Origin of the sequence: Variovorax sp. Varisp41, from assembly GCF_047325085.1 — a bacterium.
Classification (GTDB): Bacteria; Pseudomonadota; Gammaproteobacteria; order Burkholderiales; family Burkholderiaceae_C; genus Variovorax.
This window is the reverse complement of the sequence record NZ_CP168540.1, coordinates 1,927,738-1,951,768: the sequence shown is the minus strand read 5'-3', so window position 1 is coordinate 1,951,768 and position 24,031 is coordinate 1,927,738. Positions and strand designations below refer to the sequence as shown.

At 68.9% G+C, this 24,031-nt stretch carries 29 protein-coding genes and 1 pseudogene; 24 read left to right on the top strand and 6 right to left on the bottom strand.

Annotated elements, in window-relative coordinates; translation table 11 throughout:
• The first annotated feature begins 111 nt into the window (after window positions 1-111).
• From ACEN9J_RS09210 to ACEN9J_RS09120, 19 genes are all read left to right on the top strand, one after another.
• Window positions 112-354: a hypothetical protein gene (locus ACEN9J_RS09210; RefSeq protein ID WP_413763885.1), complete on the top strand. Its 243-nt coding sequence runs from the start codon at window positions 112-114 to the stop codon at window positions 352-354.
• 54 nt (window positions 355-408) lie between these two features.
• Window positions 409-825, top strand: a complete 417-nt coding sequence (locus ACEN9J_RS09205) for a cupin domain-containing protein (protein WP_413763884.1) — start codon at window positions 409-411, stop codon at window positions 823-825.
• Window positions 826-898: 73 nt separating this feature from the next.
• A complete protein-coding gene (locus ACEN9J_RS09200) occupies window positions 899-1,408 on the top strand; it encodes an RrF2 family transcriptional regulator (RefSeq protein ID WP_413763883.1) in 510 nt (169 codons plus the stop codon).
• 89 nt (window positions 1,409-1,497) lie between these two features.
• Window positions 1,498-3,204, top strand: coding sequence for a sigma 54-interacting transcriptional regulator (locus ACEN9J_RS09195; protein WP_413763882.1), 1,707 nt, complete (start codon window positions 1,498-1,500; stop codon window positions 3,202-3,204).
• A 201-nt stretch (window positions 3,205-3,405) separates the two neighbouring features.
• Window positions 3,406-3,684 carry a phenol hydroxylase subunit gene (locus ACEN9J_RS09190; protein WP_203205410.1) on the top strand — a complete coding sequence of 93 codons (279 nt, stop codon included), beginning with the start codon at window positions 3,406-3,408 and terminating at the stop codon, window positions 3,682-3,684.
• Between the two features lie 50 nt (window positions 3,685-3,734).
• Window positions 3,735-4,730, top strand: coding sequence for an aromatic/alkene monooxygenase hydroxylase subunit beta (locus ACEN9J_RS09185; protein WP_413763881.1), 996 nt, complete (start codon window positions 3,735-3,737; stop codon window positions 4,728-4,730).
• Window positions 4,731-4,757: 27 nt separating this feature from the next.
• On the top strand, window positions 4,758-5,054 hold the full coding sequence (locus ACEN9J_RS09180) for an MmoB/DmpM family protein (RefSeq protein ID WP_057597160.1): 297 nt from the start codon (window positions 4,758-4,760) through the stop codon (window positions 5,052-5,054).
• A 56-nt stretch (window positions 5,055-5,110) separates the two neighbouring features.
• Window positions 5,111-6,706 carry an aromatic/alkene/methane monooxygenase hydroxylase/oxygenase subunit alpha gene (locus ACEN9J_RS09175; RefSeq protein ID WP_057597164.1) on the top strand — a complete coding sequence of 532 codons (1,596 nt, stop codon included), beginning with the start codon at window positions 5,111-5,113 and terminating at the stop codon, window positions 6,704-6,706.
• Between the two features lie 39 nt (window positions 6,707-6,745).
• Window positions 6,746-7,108 (top strand): phenol hydroxylase subunit P4, encoded by a 363-nt coding sequence (locus tag ACEN9J_RS09170; RefSeq protein WP_413763880.1) that lies wholly within the window; start codon window positions 6,746-6,748, stop codon window positions 7,106-7,108.
• A 28-nt stretch (window positions 7,109-7,136) separates the two neighbouring features.
• Window positions 7,137-8,195, top strand: coding sequence for an NADH:ubiquinone reductase (Na(+)-transporting) subunit F (locus ACEN9J_RS09165; protein WP_413763879.1), 1,059 nt, complete (start codon window positions 7,137-7,139; stop codon window positions 8,193-8,195).
• A 296-nt stretch (window positions 8,196-8,491) separates the two neighbouring features.
• Window positions 8,492-8,833: a 2Fe-2S iron-sulfur cluster binding domain-containing protein gene (locus tag ACEN9J_RS09160; protein WP_082322077.1), complete on the top strand. Its 342-nt coding sequence runs from the start codon at window positions 8,492-8,494 to the stop codon at window positions 8,831-8,833.
• Between the two features lie 28 nt (window positions 8,834-8,861).
• Window positions 8,862-9,794 carry a catechol 2,3-dioxygenase gene (locus ACEN9J_RS09155; protein ID WP_057597595.1) on the top strand — a complete coding sequence of 311 codons (933 nt, stop codon included), beginning with the start codon at window positions 8,862-8,864 and terminating at the stop codon, window positions 9,792-9,794.
• 10 nt (window positions 9,795-9,804) lie between these two features.
• Window positions 9,805-11,259 (top strand): 2-hydroxymuconic semialdehyde dehydrogenase, encoded by a 1,455-nt coding sequence (locus ACEN9J_RS09150; protein ID WP_413763878.1) that lies wholly within the window; start codon window positions 9,805-9,807, stop codon window positions 11,257-11,259.
• A gap of 10 nt (window positions 11,260-11,269) precedes the next feature.
• Entirely contained in the window at window positions 11,270-12,094 is an 825-nt protein-coding gene (locus tag ACEN9J_RS09145) for an alpha/beta fold hydrolase (RefSeq protein ID WP_413763877.1), read from the top strand.
• Window positions 12,095-12,123: 29 nt separating this feature from the next.
• Window positions 12,124-12,906 carry a 2-oxopent-4-enoate hydratase gene (gene dmpE, locus ACEN9J_RS09140; RefSeq protein WP_203205419.1) on the top strand — a complete coding sequence of 261 codons (783 nt, stop codon included), beginning with the start codon at window positions 12,124-12,126 and terminating at the stop codon, window positions 12,904-12,906.
• 13 nt (window positions 12,907-12,919) lie between these two features.
• Window positions 12,920-13,843, top strand: coding sequence for an acetaldehyde dehydrogenase (acetylating) (locus ACEN9J_RS09135; RefSeq protein ID WP_413763876.1), 924 nt, complete (start codon window positions 12,920-12,922; stop codon window positions 13,841-13,843).
• 13 nt (window positions 13,844-13,856) lie between these two features.
• Complete coding sequence (gene dmpG, locus ACEN9J_RS09130; protein WP_413763875.1) at window positions 13,857-14,900, top strand: 4-hydroxy-2-oxovalerate aldolase; 1,044 nt, start codon at window positions 13,857-13,859, stop codon at window positions 14,898-14,900.
• Entirely contained in the window at window positions 14,897-15,685 is a 789-nt protein-coding gene (gene dmpH / locus ACEN9J_RS09125; RefSeq protein ID WP_413763874.1) for a 2-oxo-3-hexenedioate decarboxylase, read from the top strand. The genes dmpG and dmpH overlap by 4 nt, the downstream gene beginning before the upstream one ends.
• 19 nt (window positions 15,686-15,704) lie before the next feature.
• Window positions 15,705-15,896 carry a 2-hydroxymuconate tautomerase gene (locus ACEN9J_RS09120; protein WP_057597602.1) on the top strand — a complete coding sequence of 64 codons (192 nt, stop codon included), beginning with the start codon at window positions 15,705-15,707 and terminating at the stop codon, window positions 15,894-15,896.
• Between the two features lie 19 nt (window positions 15,897-15,915).
• On the opposite strand, the pseudogene ACEN9J_RS09115 reads toward ACEN9J_RS09120, so the two are convergent.
• Window positions 15,916-16,818: pseudogene (locus ACEN9J_RS09115) on the bottom strand (LysR family transcriptional regulator); the annotation flags it as partial.
• A gap of 131 nt (window positions 16,819-16,949) precedes the next feature.
• Between ACEN9J_RS09115 and ACEN9J_RS09110 the strand changes: the two are divergent.
• Together ACEN9J_RS09110 and ACEN9J_RS09105 are read left to right on the top strand one after the other, a co-directional pair.
• Window positions 16,950-17,750, top strand: coding sequence for an alpha/beta fold hydrolase (locus ACEN9J_RS09110; protein WP_261211025.1), 801 nt, complete (start codon window positions 16,950-16,952; stop codon window positions 17,748-17,750).
• A 259-nt stretch (window positions 17,751-18,009) separates the two neighbouring features.
• Complete coding sequence (locus tag ACEN9J_RS09105) at window positions 18,010-18,390, top strand: helicase SNF2 (RefSeq protein WP_413763873.1); 381 nt, start codon at window positions 18,010-18,012, stop codon at window positions 18,388-18,390.
• A 154-nt stretch (window positions 18,391-18,544) separates the two neighbouring features.
• On the opposite strand, the gene ACEN9J_RS09100 is transcribed toward ACEN9J_RS09105, so the two are convergent.
• Together ACEN9J_RS09100 and ACEN9J_RS09095 are read right to left on the bottom strand one after the other, a co-directional pair.
• Complete coding sequence (locus ACEN9J_RS09100) at window positions 18,545-18,928, bottom strand: DUF427 domain-containing protein (RefSeq protein ID WP_208513494.1); 384 nt, start codon at window positions 18,926-18,928, stop codon at window positions 18,545-18,547.
• Window positions 18,929-19,045: 117 nt separating this feature from the next.
• Window positions 19,046-19,906, bottom strand: a complete 861-nt coding sequence (locus ACEN9J_RS09095) for an SDR family NAD(P)-dependent oxidoreductase (RefSeq protein ID WP_413763872.1) — start codon at window positions 19,904-19,906, stop codon at window positions 19,046-19,048.
• 110 nt (window positions 19,907-20,016) lie between these two features.
• Between ACEN9J_RS09095 and ACEN9J_RS09090 the strand changes: the two genes are divergently transcribed.
• Entirely contained in the window at window positions 20,017-20,970 is a 954-nt protein-coding gene (locus ACEN9J_RS09090; RefSeq protein ID WP_057596311.1) for a GlxA family transcriptional regulator, read from the top strand.
• 41 nt (window positions 20,971-21,011) lie between these two features.
• Complete coding sequence (locus ACEN9J_RS09085) at window positions 21,012-21,542, top strand: DUF2878 domain-containing protein (protein WP_413763871.1); 531 nt, start codon at window positions 21,012-21,014, stop codon at window positions 21,540-21,542.
• Here ACEN9J_RS09085 and ACEN9J_RS09080 read toward each other — a convergent pair.
• Together ACEN9J_RS09080 and ACEN9J_RS09075 are read right to left on the bottom strand one after the other, a co-directional pair.
• Window positions 21,539-22,171, bottom strand: a complete 633-nt coding sequence (locus ACEN9J_RS09080) for an FMN-dependent NADH-azoreductase (RefSeq protein WP_413763870.1) — start codon at window positions 22,169-22,171, stop codon at window positions 21,539-21,541. The genes ACEN9J_RS09085 and ACEN9J_RS09080 overlap by 4 nt on opposite strands.
• Before the next feature lie 5 nt (window positions 22,172-22,176).
• Window positions 22,177-22,494: a DMT family transporter gene (locus ACEN9J_RS09075; RefSeq protein ID WP_413763869.1), complete on the bottom strand. Its 318-nt coding sequence runs from the start codon at window positions 22,492-22,494 to the stop codon at window positions 22,177-22,179.
• A gap of 102 nt (window positions 22,495-22,596) precedes the next feature.
• Between ACEN9J_RS09075 and ACEN9J_RS09070 the strand changes: the two genes are divergently transcribed.
• Entirely contained in the window at window positions 22,597-22,992 is a 396-nt protein-coding gene (locus ACEN9J_RS09070; RefSeq protein WP_413763868.1) for a winged helix-turn-helix transcriptional regulator, read from the top strand.
• 9 nt (window positions 22,993-23,001) lie between these two features.
• Here ACEN9J_RS09070 and ACEN9J_RS09065 read toward each other — a convergent pair whose 3' ends face one another.
• A complete protein-coding gene (locus ACEN9J_RS09065; protein WP_296729269.1) occupies window positions 23,002-23,994 on the bottom strand; it encodes a tripartite tricarboxylate transporter substrate binding protein in 993 nt (330 codons plus the stop codon).
• Between the last annotated feature and the right edge of the window lie 37 nt (window positions 23,995-24,031).

Below are 24,031 nucleotides of genomic sequence, written 5' to 3'. Positions count from 1 at the left end.
CCGCGGCGCGTCGCGAAGGGTGCGGCGCGCGCGGGGTCTTCAAGACGATCCGGTGTGGATCGCTTAACTACGACTATACTGGTCGTAGTAAAAATTTCAATCGCCGATTTCATGAACCGACCCCTCGCCATGCTGGGCGCGTACACGAACATCCTTCGATGCGAGTCCGCGATCGCGGCGGGCGACGAGACGTGGCGCTCGGTCGCCGCGCTGATGCTGCCGTGCTATCGCAACGCGCTGAAGGTGTTGGCCCAGGGCCTGAGCGCCGATGAGCAGCGGGCGTTCGAGCGGCTGGTGGTCGACGTTCATGCCGACGGCGAATCCATGCGGGTCGCCGCCAACGACCCTCGTTAGACGCACGGCATCCGCCCGTGCACATCCGCAACGCCAACCCAAGGAAGACCTTCCATGAAAACCGCATCGCTCGCACTCGCGCTCCTCGCCTTCATCACCGGGGGCTCCGCTGTCGCGGCACCGCCGGAGCCGCAACGCGAAGTCATCGTTCCGGCCTTCGCCCATGCGATCGCCAACGTGCCCGGCAAGACGCTCACGGCGCTGGTCGTCAGTTACGCCCCCGGCGCGAAGACGCCCGCGCATCGCCACGGCCAGGCCTTCGTCGTGGGCTATGTGCTGGAAGGCGCGATCCGCAGCAAGCTCGACAACGGCCAGGAGGTCGTCTATCGCGCGGGCGAGAGCTGGACCGAGCAGCCCGGTGCTCATCACGCGGTGAGCGACAACGCGAGCGCCACCGAACCCGCGAAGCTGCTCGCGATCTTCGTGGCCGATTCGAAGGAGAAGAACCTGGTCACGCTCGACAAGAAGTGAGCGCCGCCGCGCGTCGCGCAGCGCGAGAGGTGGCTCAGTTACGATCCGCCCCTCCATTCCCACGGGAGCCAGCTTGAGCCACATCAGTGCCGGTGTCGAATACGGACTGCATTGCCTTCTTTATTTGTCGGGGCCTCCCACCGGAGTCACCGAAGCCAGCGTGCGCGACCTCGCCGAGCTCCAGGGCCTGTCGGTGGAGTTCGTGGCCAAGCTCTTCACCAAGCTGCGCAAGGCCGGCCTGACCGAGGCGACCGAGGGAAAGAACGGCGGCTTTCGCCTGGCCAAGCCCGCCGACCGGATCAGCGTGCTCGAGGTGGTGGAAGCCATCGACGGACCGAAGGCGCTGTTCGAGTGCCGCGAGATCCGCGGCCGCTGCGCGGTCTTCGACGGCGAGGCGCCGCGCTGGGCGATGGACGGCGTCTGCTCGATCCACGCCGTGATGCTCGAGGCCGAGGAACGGATGCGGCAGGTGCTCTCCTCCCAGACGCTGGCCGACCTGGCCCGACGTGTCGGCGCCAAGGCGCCGGACAGCCATTCGGGCAAGGTCGTGCATTGGATCGAGACGCGCAAGGCGCAGGGTTGATGCATATCCGCTGAGGCCCGGGAGGATCCGGCGACCGGGCCGAGGCCCCCGCGAAAACGCGCTCCCCGCGCGCCGCACCGTGCCGCACAATGCGGGCCGACACGCCCCCAAGATCTAGGAGACACCCCGTGGGAGAACTTCTCTCGCTCCTGCGCTTCAGCGCCGGCTCGGGCCATATCTGGCTGGACGAGCAGCGCATGCTGCTCCTGCACGCGCGCGCCTTCGCCGAGCTGCGCAAGGAACTGCTCGACTCGCTCGGCATCGAGCGTGCGCGCGGCCTGCTGGTGCGCATGGGCTTCGCGTCGGGACTGCGCGACGGCGAGGTGGCGGTGCGCGAGCGCCGCGCCGGCATGCGCGCCGAAGACGCCTTCATGCTCGGCCCGCGCCTGCATTCCATCGAGGGCATCGTCTCGGTGCAGAAGACGCAGCTCGAGTTCGACATCGCGACCAGGCAGTTCTACGGCGAGTTCCTCTGGGAGAACTCGTGGGAGTGCGAGGCCCACGTGGCCGACTTCGGCTATGGCGAGGACCCGCAGTGCTGGTCGCAGATCGGCTATGCCTCGGGCTACACCACGGCCTTCATGGGGCGCATGGTGGTGTTCAAGGAGGTCGAGTGCACGAGCATGGGCGACAGCCGCTGCCGCATCGTCGGCCAGCCGGCCGAGGACTGGCACGACGACCACTACCTCGACTACTTCCGCCAGCACCACGTGGCCGAGAACCTGATCGAGTTCAACCTCGGGCTGCAACACATCCGCCGGCTGCAGCCGCGGCGCGAATACGACCAGAAGCTGGTGGGCGTGTCGCCGGGCTTCCGCGCCGCCTTCGAGCTGATGCGCAGCGCGGTCGACAGCGCGATCACGGTGCTGCTGCTCGGCGAGACCGGCGTGGGCAAGGAGGTGTTCGCGCGCTGGCTGCACGACAACGGCCCGCGCGCGCGCCAGCCCTTCATCGCGGTGAACTGCGCCGCGATCCCGGCCGATCTGATGGAGGCCGAGCTGTTTGGCGTGGAGAAGGGCGCCTACACCGGCGCCCACCATGCGCGCGCCGGCCGCTTCGAGCGCGCGCATGGCGGCACGCTGTTCCTCGACGAGGTCGGCGACCTGCCGCTGGCCGCGCAGGTCAAGCTGCTGCGCGTGCTGCAGACCGGCGAGGTCGAGCGCCTGGGCGCCGAGCAGCCGATCAAGGTCGACGTGCGCATCGTCGCCGCCACCAACGTCAACCTGCAGCAGGCGATGCAGGCCGGGCGCTTCCGCACCGACCTGTTCTATCGGCTCAACACCTTCCCGATCTCGATCCCGCCGCTGCGCGAGCGTACGGCCGACATCCCGGCGCTGGTCGCGCGCTTCGTCGAGAAATACAGCGCGCTCTACGGCAAGAAGCTGCGCGGCCTGACCGACAAGGCCGCGCGCGACGTGCAGAAGCACGCCTGGCCCGGCAACATCCGCGAGCTCGAGAACGTGATCGAGCGCGCCGTGCTGCTGGCACCCGACCATGGCGACATCGAGGCCAGCCACCTGTGGATGTCGCCGCCCGGCACGCCCGATGGCAGCGGGCTCGATGCCAAGGGCCAGGTCGGCGCGCCGGCCGAGGCCGCGGGCGAGGGCAGCGAGCTCGACGCGCTGTGCCAGCGCGTGCTCGAGCAGAACATCGACATCGCCTCGCTCGAACGACGCCTGATGCAGACCGCGATGCAGCGCGCCAAGGGCAATCTCTCGCAGGCCGCGCGCCTGTTGGGCATCACGCGGCCGCAGCTGGCCTACCGCCTCAAGAAGGAAGGCCTGCCGGCCTCCTGAGCCGATCGCGGCGTTTTCACCATTTGATCAAGCTGCACCGCAGCAAATGATCAAACGAGCATCCGGGACTACCCGGTGCTCGCGGCCCGCCGGCATCACGGGCCTTTGCAAATCAATCACTTAGCCGCGCTGGCACGCCCGTTGCCCTTACAGGCATGGGCGGCGCCGTTGTCGTCCACCAAGTGATGGATTGAACAAGTGATGCCTTCGATGCCTGCGAGCCACCCCAGCGACAGCGCGGCCCGGATGACCGGCCAGCCCTGTTTCGTGCGCGTGACCGGTACCCGCGACGCCCGCTTCGTCGAGTTCGAGTTCGCCATCGGCGACCCCGAGCTCGCGGTCGAGCTGGTGCTGCTGTTCGACCAGTTCCGCGAGTTCTGCACCCGCCACGAGGTGCGCCACCTGACGACCGAGGAGGGCGCGCGCCTGGACTTCGAGCGCATGAAGTGGCGCTTCGGCGCGCCCGGCATCGAGCACTGACACGCCCACCCACCGTTTTTTCCAAAGAGACAACCCAAGGAGACCCCACCGTGCAAGTCGACATCAAGACCTCGGACATCCGGCCGATCCGCCAGACCTTCTCGCACGTGGCGCGGCGGCTCGGCGACAAGCCGGCCTCGCGCTACCAGGAAGCCACGTTGGACATGCAGCCCACGGCCAACTTCCACTACCGGCCGTTGTGGGATCCGCAGCACGAGCTCTACGACAAGCGCCGCACCGCGATCGTCATGGCCGACTGGTATGCGTTCAAGGATCCGCGTCATTTCTATTACGGCGTCTACACGATGACGCGTGCGCGCCAGCAGGAGGGCGCCGACCGGCAGTTCGAGTTCGCCGACAAGCGCCAGCTGCTGGCGCAGGCCGATGCCGGCGTGCGCGAGTCGCTGCAGCAGGTGCTGGTGCCGCTGCGCCACTACGAGTGGGGCGCGAACATGAACCACAGCTACTGCTGCGGCTACGGCTACGGCACGGCGATCACGCAGCCCTTCGTCTTCGCGGCCATGGACCGGCTCGGCATTGCGCAATACCTCTCGCGCATCGGCCTGCAGCTCGACGGCAACTCGGGCCAGGCGCTCGACGCCGGCAAGGAGGCCTGGATGTCGCATCCGGCCTGGCAGGGCGTGCGCCGCACGATGGAGAACCTGTTCGTCACCAGGGACTGGTTCGAGCTGTTCGTGGCGCAGAACCTGGTGTTCGACGGCCTGCTGTACCCGCTGGTCTACCGCCACTACGTGAACGCGCAAGGCGCGGCCACCGGCCATGCGCTGGCGATGCTGACCGAGTTCATGAACGAGTGGTTCGAAGAGAACGCGCGCTGGGTCGATGCCACGCTGAAGACCGCGGCCGACGAGTCGCCGGCCAATGCCCGGAAGCTCGCGGCCTGGTACGCCGACTGGCGCGCGCAGATCGCCGAGGCGCTCGCGCCGCTGGCCGCGCTGGCGCTCGGCGCCCAGGGCGCACCCGCGCTGCAGGAACTCGCCACGGCGCTCGACGCCCGCTTCGCACGCTCGGTGCGCACCGCCTGAATCACCACCGCAAGGAGACCCATCCCCATGACCACCGCCACCGCAGAACTCTCCCGCACGCCGGTCTTCATCGCGCTGCAGATCAGCGAGAGCGCCCGCGCCATCGTCGAGGCCATCGTGGCCGACAACCCCGAGGCCAGCGTCAGCGAGTACCCCGCCATGGTCAAGATCGACGCGCCCGGCCGGCTCACGCTGCGCCGCGCCACGGTCGAGTCGCTGCTCGGCCGCCGCTGGGACCTGCAGGAGCTGCACCTGAGCCTGATCTCGCTGTCGGGAAGCATCGAGGAAACCGACGACGAGTTCACGCTGCATTGGGGCGCCTGAGCGCGCACCCCGAAAACCACCGCACCCACAACGACAACGCACAGGACGACAACGCCATGACGACCCCCAACAGCAGCACCGGCAAGCGCCTCGGCCTCAAGGAACGCTACGCCATGATGACTCGCGGCCTCGGCTGGGAGACCAGCTACCAGTCGATGGACGACGTGTTCCCCTTCGACCGGTTCGAGGGCATCAAGATCCACGACTGGGACCAGTGGGAGGACCCGTTCCGCCTCACGATGGACGCCTACTGGAAGTTCCAGGGCGAGAAGGAGAAGAAGCTCTACGCGATCATCGACGCGTTCCAGCAGAACAACGGCCAGTTCAACATCAGCGACCCGCGCTACCTGAACACGCTGAAGCTGTTCCTCACGGGTGTGTCGCCGCTCGAGTACGCGGCGCACCGCGGCTACGCGATGGCCGGGCGGTCGTTCCGCGGCGTGGGCGCGCGCGTGGCCTGCCAGATGCAGTCGATCGACGAGCTGCGCCATGCGCAGACGCAGTTCCACACCATCAGCCACTTCAACAAGTACTTCAACGGCCTGCACGATCCGCAGCACATGCACGACCGCGTGTGGTACCTGTCGGTGCCCAAGAGCTACTTCGAGGACGCGATGAGCGCGGGGCCCTTCGAGTTCGTGACCGCGATCTCGTTCTCGTTCGAGTACGTGCTGACCAACCTGCTGTTCATGCCCTTCATGAGCGGCGCGGCCTACAACGGCGACATGGCCACCGTGACCTTCGGCTTCTCGGCCCAGAGCGACGAGTCGCGCCACATGACGCTGGGCCTGGAGGTGGTGAAGTTCATCCTCGAGCAGGACCCGGGCAACGTGCCGATCGTGCAGAAGTGGGTCGACAAGTGGTTCTGGCGCGGCTACCGGCTGCTGACGCTGGTGTCGATGATGATGGACTACATGCTGCCCAAGCGGGTGATGAGCTGGTCCGAGGCCTGGGAGATGTATTTCGAGAAGAACGGCGGTGCGCTGTTCCAGGACCTTTCGCGCTACGGCATCCGCATGCCCAAGTACCACGAGGTGGCGAGCAAGGAGAAGGGCCGCCTCTCGCACGAGGCCTGGGCCATCTTCAACAACTACGGCCACGCGGCCAACATCAACGTGTGGGCACCGCGCCCCGACGAGATGGAGTGGCTGTCGGCCAAGTACCCCGACACCTTCGATGCGCTGTACCGCCCGCGCTTCGAATGGCTGGCCGCGCAGGAGCAGCAGGGCAAGCGCTGGTTCAACAACACGCTGCCGATGCTGTGCCAGACCTGCCAGATCCCGATGGCCTTCACCGAGCCCGACGACCCGACCAAGATCTGCTATCGCGAGAGCAGCTACCACGGCATGAAGTACCACTTCTGCTCCGACGGCTGCAAGGACGTGTTCGACGGCGAGCCCGAGAAGTACGTGCAGGCCTGGCTGCCGGTGCACCAGATCTACCAGGGCAACTGCTTCCCCGAGGGCACCGACCCGACGGTCGAGGGCTTCAACCCGCTCGCGGCGGTGCTCGACTACTACCACATCAACGTGGGCTCGGACAACGGCGAGTTCAACGGCTCGCCGGACCAGGCGAACTGGGATCGGTGGACGGGACAGGACACCTCGACAGAGCGCCGCGCCCCGCCCGAGCAAGAGGCGATCGTCGCTTGAGCCACAACGCGAAGCCGTCACTCATCCAGGAGAAAAAACATGTCCGTCATTGCACTCGCCCCGGGCTACACCGGCACCGTCGCCGATGCCGAGGAGCGCTTCCACGGCAACCGCCTGCTCTACATCGGCTGGGAAGACCACCTGCTGTTCTGTTCGCCCGTGTGCCTGCCGCTGCCCCCGGCCATGCCCTTCGGCGCGCTGCTGTCGGAGGTGCTGCCCGGCGTCTACGGCAGCCATCCCGATTTCGAAAGGATCGACTGGGCCACGGCCGAGTGGTTCGACTCGGGCAAGCCCTTCGTGCCCGACGCCGCGAAGTCGCTGGCCGACAACGGGCTGGTCCACAAGTCGGCGATCCGCTTCCGCACGCCGGGCCTGCGCGGCATCGAGGGTTCGTGCAGCTGAGGCTGCCCACCGAGCAAGGAGCGATGCCATGAGCTTCCAGATCATGATCGAGCCGCTGGGCCAGGGCGTGGCGGCGCGCGACGGCCAGACGGTGCTCGATGCCTGCCTGCGCGCGGGCGTGTGGCTGCCGCACGCCTGCGGCCACGGAGTGTGCGGCACCTGCAAGGTGCAGGTGCTCGAGGGCGAATGCGACCACGGCGATGCCTCGAACTTCGCGCTGATGGATTTCGAGCGCGACGAGGGCAAGATCCTGGCGTGCTGCGCGATGGCGCAGGCCGACCTGGTGATCGAGGCCGAGATCGACGAGGACCCCGACGCGCGCTTCCTGCCGCTCGAGGACTTCGATGCCGAGGTGGTGGAGGCGCGCATGCTGACGCCGACGATCCGCGGGCTGTGGCTGCGCACGGAACGCGCGACCTCGTTCCAGGCCGGGCAGTACGTGATGCTGCAGGTGCCGGGCGTGGAAGGGGCGCGCGCCTTCTCGATCGCGAATGCACCGGGCGAGGACCTGATCGAGCTGCACATCCGCCGCGTGCCCGGCGGCCGCGCCACGGGCTGGCTGCACGACGAGTTGCAGCCGGGCCAGCGGCTGCGCTTCACGGCCCCCAACGGCCGCTTCTTCGTGCGCAAGTCGGCGCGGCTGCCGATGATCTTCGTGGCCGGAGGCTCGGGGCTGTCGAGCCCGAAGTCGATGGTGCTCGACCTGCTGGCCGAGGGCTGCACCTTGCCGATCACGCTGATCCAGGGTGCGCGCAATGCCGAGGAGCTGTACTACCGCGAGCTGTTCGAGCAGCTGGCCGATGCGCATCCGAACTTCACCTATGTGCCGGTGTTGTCGGACCTGCCCGAAGGCTCGGACTGGGCCGGTGCGCGGGGCTATGCGCACGAAGCGCTGAAGGCGCATTTCGCGAACGACTTCCGGGGGCACAAGGCCTACCTGTGCGGTCCGCCGCCGATGACCGAGGCCTGTATCGCAACGCTGATGCAGGGGCGGCTGTTCGAGCGCGATATCTATACCGAGAAGTTCTTTACGGCGGCGGATGCGGCTTCTGCCGCGCCTCGCAGTCCCTTGTTCAAGGCGCTCTAGCGATGACTCGTCTTTTTTTGGATGCATCGGGGCGGGCGCACGCCGACGGGGTACTCCCCTCCGCGAATGTCCCCCGCCTTCGGCTCCTCCTTTATTTCGCTGCGGGGAGTACCCCATCGACGTGCGCCTGGACGCAACGGTTGTCGAACCGCCCGCACCACCGCTGCGCCCACGTGCACAGGGCAGTGGGTGCTTCCCGCAGCGAAATCAAGGAGGAGCCCGAAGGGCGGGGGACATTCGCGGAGGGAAGTACCCGCTGTCCTGTGCACGCGCCCCCGATCAACCAAGAAAAAAACATGCCCTTCTCAATAGCCATCGCCAACACCAGTGAGCAATACGACTGCCAACCCGACCAGACCCTGCTCGGCGGCATGGAAAAGCTGGGTCGCAAAGGCATTCCCGTCGGCTGCCGAGGCGGCGGCTGCGGCGTCTGCAAGGTCCGCATCGAATCGGGCCATGTGCGCCACGACCGCATGAGCCGCTGCCACGTCAGTGCCGCGGAAGAAGCCCAGGGCTACGTGCTCGCCTGCAGGGCCTATCCGCAAAGCGACCTCGCACTGCGCGCCGTCGACAAGCTGGCCCGCTGCATCGAAAGGCATGCGGCAACGGCTTCCAGAAATTCCAGTTCCCCCACCTGAAATCTTTTCAACCACCAAGGAGACTCTCATGGCAATCACCGGCGTCATCCGTCCCGGACACGTGCAACTGCGCGTGCTCGACATCGAGGCCGCGCTCAAGCACTACCGCGACGTGCTAGGCCTGATCGAAACCGCGCGCGACCCGCAGGGCCGCATCTACCTCAAGGCCTGGGACGAGCACGATCACCACAGCGTGGTGCTGCGCGAGGCCGACGAGGCCGGCATGGACTTCATGGGCTTTCGCGTCGATTCGCCCGCCACGCTCGAGAAGCTCGCGGCCGACGTCAAGGCCAGCGGCCTCGCGACCGATCTGCAGTGGATCGAGGCCGGCGAGCATCTGCGCACCGGCCGGCGCTTCCGCTTCACCGTGCCCACCGGCCATTCGATCGAACTGTTCGCCGAGAAGGAAAAGGTCGGCAACGGCATGTCCTACGAGAACCCCGAGGTCTATCCCGACGACCTCAAGGGCATGGCGCCCTCGCGTTTCGACCATTGCCTGCTGTACGGCGACGACCTCGACGGCACCATGAAGCTGTTCATCGACGTGCTGGGCTTCCAGCTCGCCGAGAGCGTGGTGGCCGGTCCCGAGCGCATGTACATCGCGGCCTTCCTGACCTGTTCGACCAAGCCGCACGACATCGCCTTCATCCGCCATGCCGAGAAGAACAAGTTCCACCATGCGTCGTTCCTGCTCGACAACTGGGGCGAGGTGCTGAAGGCGGCCGACATCATCTCGAAGAAGCGCGTGTCGCTCGACATCGGTCCCACGCGCCACGGCATCACGCGCGGCGAGACCATCTACTTCTTCGACCCGAGCGGCAACCGCAACGAGGTGTTCTCGGGCGGCTACATCTACTACCCGGACAAGCCGCCGCTGGTGTGGACCGACGACGAGCTCGGGCGCGCGATCTTCTATCACGACCGCAAGCTCAACGAGAACTTCCTGAGCGTGCTGACCTGAGGAGCGCTCGATGAAGCAGTTCATGAACTTCATCGGCGGCGAGTTCGTCGCCGGCGCGAAGACCTTCGAGAACCGGGCGCCGGTCGACAACCGCCTGATCGGCCTGGTGCACGAGGCCGGCGCGGCCGAGGTCGATGCCGCCGTGCGCGCGGCCCGCGCCGCGCTCGACGGCGAATGGGGCCGCATGAGCGTCGCGCGCCGCGTCGAGCTGCTGCATGCGGTGGCCGACGAGATCAACCGGCGCTTCGACGACTTCCTCGCCGCCGAGATGGCCGACACCGGCAAGCCGCATGCGCTGGCCTCGCATGTCGACATCCCGCGCGGCGCGGCCAACTTCAAGGTGTTCGCCGACATCGTGAAGAACGTGCCCACCGAGAGCTTCGAGATGGCCACACCCGACGGCGGCCAGGCGCTCAACTACGCCGTGCGCTCGCCGCTGGGCGTGATCGGTGTCGTCTGCCCCTGGAACCTGCCGCTGCTCCTGATGACCTGGAAGGTCGGCCCCGCGCTGGCCTGCGGCAACACCGTCGTCGTCAAGCCGTCGGAGGAAACGCCCGCCACCGCCACCCTGCTCGGTGAGGTGATGAATGCCGTCGGCATTCCGGCGGGCGTCTACAACGTCGTGCACGGCTTCGGGCCCGACTCGGCCGGCGAGTTCCTGACCCGGCATCCGGGCGTGAACGGCATCACCTTCACGGGCGAGACCCGCACCGGCGAGGCCATCATGGCCGCGGCCGCCAAGGGCGTGCGGCCCGTGTCCTTCGAGCTCGGCGGCAAGAACGCCGGCATCGTGTTCGCCGATGCCGACTTCGACAAGGCCGTGGCCGGCATCACGCGCTCGGCCTTCGAGAACTGCGGCCAGGTCTGCCTGGGCACCGAGCGGGTCTATGTGCAGCGGCCGATCTTCGACAGGTTCGTCGCGGCGCTCAAGATCAAGGCCGAGGCGTTGAAGCCAGGTCCTTCGGAAGAACCCGGCGTCGGCCTCGGCCCGCTGATCTCGCGCGAGCACCAGCGCAAGGTGCTCTCGTACTACGAGAAGGCCGTGCAGGCGGGTGCCACTGTCGTCACGGGCGGCGGCGTGCCGGCCATGAAGGGGGCGTTGGCCGAAGGCAACTGGGTGCAGCCCACCATCTGGACCGGCCTGCCCGAGACGGCCGCCGTGATCCGCGAGGAGATCTTCGGCCCCTGCTGCCACATCGCGCCCTTCGACACCGAGGAGGAAGCGATCGCGCTCGCCAACGCCACCGACTACGGCCTCGCCACCACCGTGTGGACCGAGAACCTCGGCCGCGCGCACCGCGTCGCCAAGCGCGTCGAAGTCGGCATCTGCTGGGTCAACAGCTGGTTCCTGCGCGACCTGCGCACCGCCTTCGGCGGCGCCAAGGCCTCGGGCATCGGCCGCGAGGGCGGCGTGCATTCGCTGGAGTTCTACACCGAGCTCCGCAACGTCTGCATCAAGCTCTGAGGACACGGCAGTGACCAATCCCGAGATCGCCCACAGCGTGCGCACCGGCGGCTTCGCCACCAACGTGCACGACCTGGGGCAGGGCGCGCCCGTGCTGCTGATCCACGGCTCGGGCCCGGGCGTCAGCGCCTGGGCCAACTGGCGGCTCGTGCTGCCGGTGCTGGCCGCGAGCCGGCGCACGATCGCGCCCGACATGGCCGGCTTCGGCTTCACCGAGCGCGTGCCGGGCGCGGCCTACGACATGGACGGCTGGGTGCGCCAGGCGCTCGACCTGCTCGATGCGCTCGACATCGAACGCACCGACCTGATCGGCAACTCCTTCGGCGGCGCGCTCGCGCTGGCGCTGGCCATCCGCGCGCCGCAGCGCGTGCGCCGGCTGGTGCTGATGGGCAGCGTGGGCGTGCCCTTCGCGATCACGCCGGGCCTCGATGCCGTCTGGGGCTACACACCCTCGTTCGAGAACATGCGCCGCATCATGGACGTGTTCGCCTTCGACCGCACGCTGGTCAGCGATGAGCTCGCGCAGCTGCGCTACGAGGCCAGCATCCGGCCCGGCTTCCAGGAGTCGTTCGGCGCCATGTTCCCGGCGCCGCGCCAGCGCTGGGTCGATGCGCTGGCCAGTCCCGAGGCCGACATCCGCGCGCTGCCGCATCGCACGTTGCTGATCCACGGCCGAGAGGACCGCGTGATCCCGCTCGCCACCTCGCTGACGCTGTCCGAGTGGATCGCCGACAGCCAGCTGCATGTGTTCGGCCGCTGCGGCCACTGGACCCAGATCGAGCATGCCGCGCGCTTCGCGCGGCTGGTCGGCGACTTCCTGGCCGAGGCCGACTGATTTCTTCCATCCCAACGCAAAGAGAGACCATGGACCCCACACTGATCCAGCAGCTCGGCGACGAGCTCTACGAGGCGCTGCGCGCGCGCGGCGTCGTCGATCCGCTCACCAGCCGCCACGAGGGCATCACCGTGGCCGATGCCTACGGCGTGCAGCAGCGCATGATCGCGCGCCGCCTCGAGGCCGGCGAGCGCATCGTCGGCAAGAAGATCGGCGTGACCTCGCGCGCCGTGATGAACATGCTCGGCGTGTTCCAGCCCGACTTCGGCTACCTGCTCGACGGCATGATCGTCGGCGAGGGCGAGTCGATCGACAGCGCCACGCTGATCCAGCCCAAGGCCGAGGGCGAGATCGCCTTCATCCTCAAGCGCGACCTGATGGGCCCGGGTATCGGCAATGCCGACGTGCTGGCCGCCACCGAATGCGTGATGCCCTGCTTCGAGATCGTCGACTCGCGCATCCGCGACTGGAAGATCAGGATCGCCGACACCGTGGCCGACAACGCCTCCTGCGGCGTGTTCGTGCTCGGCGACAGCGCGGTCGATCCGCGCCGCGTCGACCTCTCGACCTGCGGCATGGTGCTCGAGAAGAACGGCGAGATCATCGCCACCGGCGCGGGCGCCGCCGCGCTCGGCTCGCCGGTCAACGCGGTCGCGTGGCTGGCCAACACCCTCGGCGCGCTCGGCATCGGCCTCAAGGCCGGCGAGGTGATCCTCTCGGGCGCGCTCGCCGCCATGTTCCCGGCCCAGGCCGGCGACAACTTCCGCGTCTCCATCGGCGGCCTCGGCGGCTGCTCGGTGCGCTTCCATTGACGGAGAAAAACCCATGACGAAAAAGATCAAGTGCGCGCTGATCGGCCCGGGCAACATCGGCACCGACCTGCTCGCGAAGCTGCAGCGCAGCCCGGTGCTCGAGCCCGTGTGGATGGTGGGCATCGACCCCGAGTCCGACGGCCTGAAGCGCGCCCGCGAGATGGGCCTGAAGACCACGGCCGAGGGCGTGGATGGCCTGCTGCCGCACGTGAAGGCCGACGGCGTGCGCATCGCCTTCGATGCCACCAGCGCCTACGTGCATGCCGAGAACAGCGCGAAGCTCAATGCGCTCGGCGTGCTGATGATCGACCTCACGCCCGCGGCCATCGGCCCGTTCTGCGTGCCGCCGGTGAATCTGCAGGCGCTGATGGCCGAGGCCGGCGAGCGGCCCGCCAACGTCAACATGGTCACCTGCGGCGGCCAGGCCACCATCCCGATGGTGGCGGCCGTGTCGCGCGTGCAGCCCGTGGCCTACGGCGAGATCGTGGCCACCGTGTCGAGCCGCTCGGTCGGCCCGGGCACGCGCAAGAACATCGACGAGTTCACCCGCACCACGGCCGGCGCGGTCGAGCGCGTGGGCGGCGCCGCGAAGGGCAAGGCGATCATCATCGTCAACCCCGCCGAGCCGCCGCTGATCATGCGCGACACGGTGCACTGCCTGACCGAGGACACGCCCGACGAGGCGCGCATCACGGCCTCGGTGCACGCCATGATCGCCGAGGTGCGGCGCTACGTGCCGGGCTACAAGCTGGTCAACGGGCCGGTGTTCGACGGCAAGCGCGTGTCGATCTACCTCGAGGTCGAGGGCCTGGGCGACTACCTGCCCAAGTACGCCGGCAATCTCGACATCATGACCGCCGCCGCGGCGCGCACGGCGGAGATGTTCGCCGAGGCGATGCTCGCCGGCGCCCCGCAACCCGAAGCCGTCGCGGCATAGGAGCACCCACCCCATGAACACCACCACCCTCAAGGGCCGCCGCGTCACCGTGCACGACATGACCCTGCGCGACGGCATGCATCCCAAGCGCCACCTGATGACGCTCGAACAGATGAAGCACATCGCCACCGGCCTCGACGAGGCGGGCGTGCCGCTGATCGAGGTCACGCATGGCGACGGCCTGGGCGGCAGCTCGGTCAACTACGGCTTTCCGGCCCATTCCGACGAGCAGTACCTCGGCACCGTGATCCCGTTGATGAAGCGCGCCAAGGTCTCGGCGTTGCTGATCCCGGGCATCGGCACCGTCGACCACCTGCGCATGGCGCACGACCTGGGCGTGCACACGGTGCGCGTGGCCACGCACTGCACCGAAGCCGATGTGTCGGAGCAGCACATCGCGATGGCGCGCAAGCTCGACCTCGACACGGTCGGCTTCCTCATGATGGCCCACATGGCCTCGCCAGAACTGCTGGTGCGCCAGGCGCTGCTGATGGAAGGCTATGGCGCCAACTGCATCTACGTGACCGACTCGGCCGGCCATATGCTGCCCGAGGACGTGAAGGTGCGGCTGGGCGCGGTGCGCGCGGCACTGAAGCCCGACACCGAGCTGGGCTTCCACGGCCACCACAACCTCGCGATGGGCATCGCGAACTCGATCGCCGCGGTGGAGGCGGGCGCGAACCGCATCGACGCCGCCGCCGCGGGGCTGGGCGCGGGCGCGGGCAACACGCCGATGGAGGTGTTCGTCGCGGTCTGCGACCGCATGGGCATCGAGACCGGCGTCGACGTGTTCGGCATCCAGGACGTGGCAGAGGACCGCGTGGTGCCGATCATGGACCACGCGATCCGCGTCGACCGCGACTCGCTCACGCTGGGTTACGCGGGCGTGTACTCGAGCTTCCTGCTGTTCGCCAAGCGCGCCGAGAAGAAGTACGGCGTGCCGGCGCGCGAGATCCTGGTCGAGCTGGGCCGGCGCGGCATGGTCGGCGGGCAGGAGGACATGATCGAGGACACGGCGATCACGCTGGCGCGCTCGCGCCAGGAGGTGGCGGCATGAAGCTCGATGCGAAGACCATCGCCGCGCTCGCCGAGCACCTCGAGACCTGCGAGCTCGAGGCGCGCGACACGCCCAAGATCACCGACGAATACCCGCAGATGGACTGGGACGACGCCTATGCGATCCAGGACGAGATCCGCCGCCGCAAGACCGCGCGCGGCCTGCGCATCGTCGGCCTCAAGGCCGGCCTGACCTCGCACGCCAAGATGAAGCAGATGGGCGTGACCACGCCGGTCTTCGGCTTCATGGCCGAGAACTACGCCGTGCCCGAGGGCGGCGAGTGCAGGGTGAGCGAGCTGATCCATCCGAAGGTCGAGCCCGAGATCGCCTTCGTGACGAAGCGCGCGCTCAGCGGCCCGGGCTGCCACATCGGCGCGGTGCTCGCGGCCACCGACTTCGTGCTGCCGGGCATCGAGGTGATCGACAGCCGCTACCGCGACTTCAAGTTCGACCTCAAGAGCGTGGTGGCCGACAACACTTCGGCCTCGCGCTTCGTGGTCGGCGGCCGGGCCGTGCCCGCGAGCGAGGTCGACCTGCGCACCACGGGCATCGTGCTCGAGAAGAACGGCCAGTCCGTGGCCTTCGGCGCCGGCGCGGCGGTGCTCGGCCATCCGGCCGCGGCCATCGCGATGCTGGCCAACCACCTGGGCGCGCGCGGCGAGGAGATTCCCGCCGGCACGCTGATCCTCTCGGGCGGCATCACCGAGGCGGTGGCCGTGCAGGCGGGCGACGCGGTCACGCTCAAGGTGCAGGGCATGGGCAGCGTCGGGCTGCGCTTCGTCTGAACATGGAAGGAGCAAGACCATGCCGTTTGCACAGATCTACCTGATCGAAGGCCGCACCGAGGACCAGAAGCGCGCGCTGATCGAGAAGGTCACGGCCGCCATCGTCGAGGCCGTCAACGCGCCGAAGGAGAATGTGCGCGTGTGGCTGCACGACGTGCCGAAGGAGAACTGGGGGATTGCCGGGGTGTCGGCGAAGGACCTGGGGCGCTAGCAGCCTCGCCATTGCCGGCGAGCGCACGGCGCAGCGCCGGCGCCTCGGCCTCGATGTGGGCCCAGAGCCGGCTCGCGACCGGCCCCGGCGAGCGGTCGCGCCGGCGCGCCGCCACCAGCTCCTCGACGCTGCCGGGCAGGTGGCGGCCCGCGATCGAGCGCAGCCGGCCGTCGCGCAGCTCCTCCTCGATCAGGAAACGCGGCATGTGGCCCCAGCCCAGGCCCAGCAGGATCACTTCCTTCTTCATGAGCTGGTCGGCCACGGTGCACTGGCGCGCGCCCTCGATCAGGAAGTGGTCCTGGGGCGGCGTGTGGCGCGCCGTGTCGCGCATCACGCACTGGGTGTAGGCGCGCATGCGCTCGGGCCCCGGCGCGCGCGGCAGCGGCTCGGCCAGCAGCGCCGGTGCTACCACCGGCACGAAGGGCACCTTGCACAGGTCGATCCATTCGAGCCGCGGATCGCGCTTGTCGATGCCGTGCAGGATCAGGTCGGCCTCGCCGTCGAACAGCCGCTCGGCCGGACCGGCCACCGCCTCGAAATAGAGCGCGAGCCGCGTGCCCGGGCACTGCGCGAAGAAGCGCGCCAGCATCGCCAGCACCTGCGGCCGCGGGCACAGGTCGCCGATCACCACGCGCAGTTCGCTTTCCTCGCCCACCGCGAGCTGGCGCGCATGGCCACGCAGGCCCTCGAGCTCGCGCAGCAGCGACTGCGCACGCGCATGGAAGGAGCGGCCGGCCTCGGTGGGCTGTACGCGGTAGCCGCCACGGTCGAGCAGCACCAGGCCGAGCTGCCGCTCGAGCTTGGCCACGGCCGCGAACACCGCCGGATGCGAGCGATGCAACTGCGTGGCGGCGGCCTGGAAGCCGCCCGCGCGCACCACCGCGTCGAAGCATTGGAGGTCGTGCAGGGTGAATTCGCTCATGTTCGATTTGCTGACAAGGATTGATCGAACTTTGTAATTTCTTTCGCCAAGCGGCGCAACTACGATTTGTGCCACGGTGATCGCCGTTGCAGGGGCCCGAGGCTCCGAAGCCATGCCAAGGAAAGCACGCCATGAGCCACTTCACCCACACCACCACCGCCGGCGACGGCGCCCGCATCGCCTACCGCTTCGATGGCGATGCCGGCAAGCCCGTGCTGCTGCTGTCGAACTCCATCGGCACCACGCTCTCGATGTGGGACGGCGAGGTCGAGGCGCTGGGCCGGCATTTCCACGTGCTGCGCTACGACACGCGCGGCCATGGCGGCTCGGGCGTCACGCCGGGCGCCTATTCGATGGACCGGCTCGGCCGCGACGCGATCGAACTGCTCGACGCGCTGAAGATCGAGCGCGCGCATTTCCTCGGCCTCTCGCTCGGCGGCTTCATCGGCCAGTGGTTGGGCGTGCACGCGCCCGAACGCATCGACCGGCTGGTGCTGGCCAACACCTCCTCGTGGCTCGGCCCGGCCCGTGTGTTCGACGAGCGCATCGTCGGCGTGCTGGCCGCCCCCGACATGAAGGAGACGGCCGAGGGCTTCCTGCGCAACTGGTTCCCCGAGCGGCTGCTGACCGAGAACGGCCCCGTGGTGCAGGCCTTCCGCCAGGTGCTGCTCGAGATCGACCCGCAGGGCCTGGCCGGCGCGCTCGCCGCCGTGCGCGACGCCGACCTGCGCCGGCCCATCGCGCTGATCGAGCGGCCCACGCTGGTGATCGCGGGCGAGTTCGACCCGGTCACGGCCGCGAGCCATGGCGAACTGATCGCGGCCACCGTGCCGGGCGCGCGGCTCTTGACCTTGCCCGCGGTGCACCTGTCGAACGTGGAGTTTCCGAAGGAGTTCGTGGGCGCGGTGGTCGATTTCCTCGAGGGCCGCTGAAGAGGACAGGCGGGGCGCGGGCGATCGATTGTTTCCTTCCCGTGAACGCCGCGGTTCCATTTGCCTAGGGTTTTTACCTAGATTCAAGGCGCACAATTCGTCTCACGGACCAGCCGCCGACTCCAAGACAAGCAGAAGGCAGCGACTGATCTGGGTGAACAGGCACTGACGAGGTGGCCGCCCCCGAAGGGACGGCGCCCCACCAAGACCGGTTCGAATCATCCAAAGTCAAGTCACAAGAATTGAAGGAATACTCAAAATGAACGCCTCGAAGCTCCTCTCCGCCGTTGCCCTCTCCCTGCTCGCCGCTGCCGGTGCAGCCCACGCAGAAACCTATGAGGGCGTGCATCCTCTGACCTCGGCCGCCAGCCGCGCCGAAGTCGCCGGCCAGGCCGTCATCGCCGCTCGCAGCGCCGACCCCTATGCCGAAGGCGCCAACGCCGGCCCGGCCCAAGTGATCGTGTCGCAGACCAGCCGTGCTGCCGTGCGTGCCGAAGCGGTCGCCGCGGCACACAGCGACAACCCCTACGCCGATGGCGCTTCGTCGGGCGTGGCGCCGCTGGTCGCCAGCACCGTGGACCGCAACGCGGTTCGCGCACAAGCCCGCGCCGCTGCTCGCGGCGACTCGCTGCCGCTGTAATCGGCACCCGGAACTCGGTCGCATCGTGCGGGTCGGCCCCGCGATGAGGCCAGCGGTTCAGCCAAAGAAGAAGCCGGCCCTTGCGAAAGCAGGGGCCGGCTTCTTCTTTGGCTCTGCGCCATCGCGCCGATCGACGGCGAAGGAGGTCCGACCGTCAGCCCGCCCGCTCCTCGACCCCATCCACCCGATCCACATAGAACGCCACATGGTCCTTGATCCCCGCCACCGCGTCATACGGCGACTCGTAGGTCCACACCGCATTGACCGAGCGCTCCCCGCCGGCCGGGATGCTGAAGTAGTTGCACTCGCCCTTGTACGGGCAGTAGGTCGTGTGCGTGCTGCGCTCGAGCAGCGACATGTCGACGTCGGCGCGCGGGATGTATTGAACCGCCGGGTACGAGGCCTCGCGCAAGGTGAGGGCGGCGCGGGTGTCGGCGATGGTGCGGCCGCCGAGCGTCACGACCACGCGCGCGGGGTTGGGCGCGACGGTGATCGGATGGTCGGGGCCGGGGATCTTGATGCTTCGGGGGCTGTTCATGGGGCGGGCTCCTGAGGATGGCCGGCCATCTTGCCGCCGGGCGGGTGGGGCCGCGCCGCCCGCGCGAATCCACCTGTCCGCGCCAAGGTCAAGGCGCGGGCCGCGAGCGCGCGCCGCTCAGGCTGCTGTTGCTGTTGCTGTTGCTGTTGCTGTTGCTGTCGCCGCGTTCGCGTAGCGCGCCGCCGGCACGCTGCGCGACAGGTTCGGGCCGAGCGCCTGGCGCGCGGCGTCGAAGCGCTTCCAGTCTTCCACGTCGGGCAGCGAGGGGATGGTGATCAGCTCGCCCGCGTCGAAGCCGGCCAGGGCGCTGTCGACCAGGTCCTCGGCCGACATCACGATCTCCTGCGGCAGGTGCTCGACCGGCACGCCCGCGATGCCCCAGAAATCGGTGCGCGTCGCGCCCGGCAGCACGGCCTGCACCTTCACGCCCTTGGCGCCGAGCTCGTGGTGCAGCGACTGGCTCAGGTTGACCACATAGGCCTTGCTGCCGCTGTAGCTGCCGTTGAGCAGCTCGGGCGAGAGCGCGACGATCGAGGCGATGTTGATCAGCGCGCCGCCGCCGCGCGCGACGAAGCCGGGGGCCACCGCACGCGTGAGGCGCGTGAGCGCGACCACGTTGAGCTGGATCATGGTGTCGATCTGGTCGGGGTCGGAATCGAGCAGGGTCGCGGTGGCGCCGAGGCCGGCGTTGTTGAGCAGCAGGGTGATGCGTTCGTCGCTGCGCAGCCGCTCCTCGACCCGGCGCAGGTCGGCGGTGGCCGTGAGGTCGGCCGCGAGCACCTCGACGCGGCGGCCGGTCTCCCTGACGAGCCGTTCGGCCAGGGCTTCGAGGCGCTCCTTGTTGCGCGCCACCAGCACGAGGTCGTAGCCGCGGCGCGCGAGGCGCTCGGCGTAGACGGCGCCGATGCCGGTGGAAGCGCCGGTGATCAGCGCGGTGCCCTTGCCGGGGGCGGAGATGGCGATGTCTTGCGAGCTCATGGGAAAGGTCCTTGGATGTCGAAGGGGATGAGGAAAGGTGGTTTGACAGCCAGGAGTTTGGGTCGGACACTGATGTCTCAAATGACATGTTTCCCTCCTTTAAAGACATCATGACCCAGCGCATCGGCCTCGTCGTCTTTCCCGGTTTCCAGATCCTCGACCTGGTGGCCCTCTCGGTCTTCGAGCTCGCGAACGCCGAGGCGGGGCGCACGGTCTACGAGCTCGAGGTGCTGTCGGAGCACGGCGGCCCGGTGGCCAGCACGGCCGGCGTCACGGTCGATTCGCGCGCCTTCGACCGGCGCCGCTTCGACACGCTGCTGGTCGCGGGCTCGACCACGGTGCCGCCGAGTTCGGGCGGCCTGCTCGATTTCCTGCGCCGCGCGCTGCCGCGCACGCGGCGCCTGGGCAGCATCTGCACTGGCGCCTTCGTGCTGGCCGAGGCCGGCCTGCTCGACGGTCGCCGCGCCACCACGCACTGGCACTTCGCGCGCGAACTGCAGCGCGGCTTTCCGGCGATCAAGGTGGAGGAGGACGGCATCTTCATCCAGGACGGCCCGGTCTGGACCTCCGCCGGCATGACCGCCTGCATCGACCTCGCGCTCGCGCTGGTCGAGGGCGACCTGGGCCTCGAGCTGTCGCGCTCGGTGGCGCGCAAGCTGGTGATCTACCACCGGCGCGCGGGCGGGCAGTCGCAGTTCTCGGCGCTGCTCGAGCTCGAGCCGCGCACCGACCGCATCCAGCAGGCGCTCGACTATGCGAAGAAGAACCTGCACAAGAACCTCTCGGTCGACCAGCTCGCCGAGGTGGCGCACCTGAGCCCGCGCCAGTTCAGCCGCGCCTTCCTGGCCGAAACCGGCCAGTCGCCGGCGCGCGCAATCGAGAAGCTGCGCGTGGAGACCGCGCGCATCCTGATCGAGGAGGGCGGCCAGTCGGTCGACCGCATCGCGGCGCAGACCGGCTTCTCCGATCCCGAGCGCATGCGGCGCGCCTTCCACCGCGCTTTCGGCCAGCCGCCGCAGAGCCTGCGCCGCGCGGCGGCGCGCACGCACGTACCCGCGATGTAGATCGCGGCATCCGGATCGCCGCGGCGCGCGTACCTGTTGCCATGACCGCCGTTCGGATCGCCAATTTCGTCGTGTTCCAGCTCGCCTGGTTCGCGGCCGTGCTCGGCGCGGCGCATGGCCATCCGCTGTGGGGCACGGCGTGCATCGCGGCGGCGATCGCCTGGCACCTGTGGGTGTCGGCCCGGCCCGCGCAGGAGGCCCGGCTGGTGGCCATCGTCTGCGCGCTGGGCGTGGTGATCGAGACCGGCCATGCGCTCGGCGGGCTGGTGCGCTATCCCTCGGGGCAGCCGGTCGCGCAGCTCGCGCCGTACTGGATGGTCGCGCTATGGGGCCTGTTCGCGATCGCGCTCAACGTCACCCTGCGCTGGCTGCGCCGGCGCTACCTGCTCGCGGCCGTGCTGGGCGCGGTCTGCGGGCCGGCGTCGTTCGTCGCGGGCGTGAAGCTGGGCGCGGCCCAGTTCGTCGACCGGGTGCCGGCGCTCGCGGTGCTGGCCCTCGTCTGGGCCGTGGCGATGCCGCTGCTGGTGTGGCTCGCGCAGCGCTTCGATGGCGTGGGCGACCCGCCGCGCTAGAAGTCGCGCGCGAGTTCGTCGGCTCGTGCCCTGGCGCGCGCGAGGTTCGCGGCCACCGCCTCGGGCGGTGCCAGCGTCGGTGCCACGGCCAGTTCCACCACGTCGACGATGCCGAGGAACTCGAGCCAGGTGCGCATGTACGGCTTCTGGAAATCGCGCGCATGCGCGGGCAGGCCCACCGGGTAGTCGCTCGCGCTCGAATAGACCAGCGCCGCGCGCTTGCCGTGCAGCAGGCCGGTGTAGCCCTCCTGCGCCGACCAGCGCCAGTTCTCGCCCGGCAGGGTCACGACGTCGATGTAGTGCTTCAGCCGGTAGGGCAGGCCGAAGTTCCACATCGGCAGGCTGAACACGTACTTGTCGGCCGCGTCGAACTCCTGCGCGAGGCGCACGGCGCGCTGCCAGTGCCGCCGCTGCTCGTCGGTGGCGGCTTGCGCGCGCAGCACCGCGAACTTGGCGTCGATCATGGCGGCGTCGAAGGGCGGCAGGTCGAGCGCCCAGATGTCGAGGGTGCGGATCTCGGCCGTGGGGTCGCGCTCGCGCAGCCGCTGCAGGAAATGCTGCGCGGTGTCGATCGAGCGCGAACGCGTGCCCGAGGGCGAGGCCTGGATGTGGAGGATCGTCGAGCCCATGCCGCTCAGCCCTCCAGCGTGCGCAGGCCGACGGTGCCCGCCACCACCAGCGCGATGCAGGCCATGCGCGGACCCGACAGCGTCTCGCCGAAGGCGAGCACGCCCATCAGCACCACGCCGACCGAGCCGATGCCGGTCCACACCGCATAGGCCAGGCCCAACGGCAGATAGCGCAGCGACCTGGCGAGCAGGAAGATGCTCAGCAGCGCGCTCGCCACGCCGACGACCGAGGGCCAGAGCCGGGTCCAGTCCTCCGAGCGCTTGAGCGCCGCGGCCATCGCGATCTCGACCACGCCGGCCGCCAGCAGTAACAACCATCCCATGATCCGTTCCTCCGTTGTGTGCAGGGTTGATGTGGAAACGGATAATTCCGGCCCAGGCACCGAGCCACAAGTACGCACCTTCTGGTAACCATGGGAATCGCCATGCCCGCATCGAAGAATTCCGCCGCCGTGGCAGAGGCCGCGCCCGCCGACGTCTGGAGCGCCGGCTGCCCCTCGCGCCGCGTGCTCGAGCTCGTCGCCAACAAGTGGGCGCTGCTGATCATTCCGCTGCTGCGCGACGAGCCGCTGCGCAACAACGAACTGCTGCGCCGGGTCGGCGGCATCTCGCAGAAGATGCTCACGCAGACCCTGCGCGATCTCGAGATCAATGGCCTGGTGCTGCGCGAGGACCACCAGACCGTGCCGCCGCACGTCGAGTACCGGCTGAGCCCGCTCGGTCTGTCGCTGAGCCGCACGCTGATCGCGGTCGACCGCTGGGCCGAGGCCAACCATGCGGAGATCGACCGCGCGCGGCAGGCCGCGATCGCCGCGCTCTGAAGTCGCTGTTCAGTCGAGCGTGATGCCCACGCGCTTGATCACGCCGCCCCATTTCTCCGATTCGCTGCGCATCAGCCGCGCGAAGTCCTCGGGCGTGCCGGGCAGCACGTCGCCGCCCGCGCCGGCCAGGCGCTGCGCCACGTCGGGCGCGGCCAGCACCTTCTGCAGCGAGGCATTGAGCCGCTGCACCACAGGCTGCGGCGTGCCCTTGGGCGCGAGGATGCCGAACCAGCCGATGGCCTCGAAGCCCGGGTAGCCCGACTCGGCCACGGTCGGCAGCTCGGGCGCGATCGGCGAGCGAGTGGCGCTCGTGACCGCCAGCGCATGCAATCGGCCGGCCTTCACCAGCGGCATCGAGGTCACCATGGTGTCGAAGGCGAAGCTGACCTGGCCGCCCATGAGGTCGGTGAGCATCGGGCCCGCGCCCTGGTAGGGAATGTTCGAGACCTCGATGCCGGCCTGCGCCTTGAAGGCTTCCACCGCCAGGTGCGTGGTGCTCGCGCGCACGCCCGAGCCGTAATTGATCTTGCCGGGCGCGGCCTTGGCGGCGGCCACCAGCTCCTTCATGTTCTTCGCCGCGAAGCGCGGATTGGCCACCACCATCAGCGGCGTGCGCGCGGCCGTGCCCACGGGCACCAGGTCGTTGAACACGTCGAAGCGCATGTCCTTGTAGAGGAAGTGGTTCACCACCACCGCGGTGCTGCCCATCAGCAGCGTGTAGCCGTCGGCCGTGCTCTTGGCCACGTAGTCGGCCGCGATGTTCTGCGAGGCGCCGGGCCGGTTCTCGACCAGCACCGGCTGGCGCAGGTCCTGCGCGAGCTTCTCGCCGACGATGCGCGCCGCGAGGTCGGCCGGCCCGCCGGGCGGGAAGCCCACCACCAGATGGATCGGCTTCGAGGGATAGGCACCTTGCGCGATGGCGTGCAGGGGCGCGGCCAGCGCGAGACCGGCGGCGAGCAGCAGCGCGCGGCGCGGCGAGGAAGGGCGATGGCGGAAAGTCATGGCATGTCTCCAGCAAGAGGGCGTGCGGATGCGCCCT